The following is a 655-nucleotide window of genomic DNA, read 5'->3' on the forward strand; positions in this document are numbered from 1 at the left end:
CCGGGGTGATAACGGCAGTCAGGTCGCCTGCGGCGTTGTACTCATACTGCGTTTCACGGCCCTGTGCGTCTTTCACCGAGGTTAACCGGCCACGGTTGTCATAGTGGCGGTAAAGGCTGATGCCTTCCTCGCGGTGGACCGCCGTCATCTGGCCGAAGCGGTCATACTCATAGCGGGTCTGGTAGCCCGAGCAGTCGGTGAACGCCAGCAACTGACCGTAGCGGCTCCAGGTCATCTGCCGGGTGCTGCCCGTCGCATCTGTTGTCGTGGCCGGTAATTCACTGTGCGGATTATCATAAGCATACCGGATGACGTCCCCACTGCGCGATGTCTCCGATACCAGCCTGTCCCGCTCATCATACGCCCGGCGGCTCTCCAGCCCGTCCGGGTACACCACCGCCGTCACCAGGTTCCCGTCGTTATAGTAAAATTTCGTCTCCCGCCCGTCCGGCGTGGTGATGTCCGTGATGTCGCCTGACACCACATTCAGACCGTACTCTGTCCGCCGTCCCGCCGCGTCCGTCTGCGCCGTAAGCCGCCCCACCGGGTCATACCCGCTGCGCGTGACGCTGCCGTCCGCCAGTTCTTTTTTCACCACCCGCTTCAGCCCGGCCCCGCCTTCTGTATGCAGCACCTCACGCCGGTTCAGGCTGTC

At 62.9% G+C, this 655-nt stretch carries 1 pseudogene; it reads right to left on the reverse strand.

The features are described 5' to 3' along the window. Positions 1 to 655, reverse strand: a pseudogene (locus ACJHX3_RS25010) (hypothetical protein); the annotation flags it as partial.

Origin of the sequence: Escherichia sp. WS1265, assembly GCF_046487585.1 — a bacterium.
Classification (GTDB): Bacteria; Pseudomonadota; Gammaproteobacteria; order Enterobacterales; family Enterobacteriaceae; genus Escherichia; species Escherichia coli.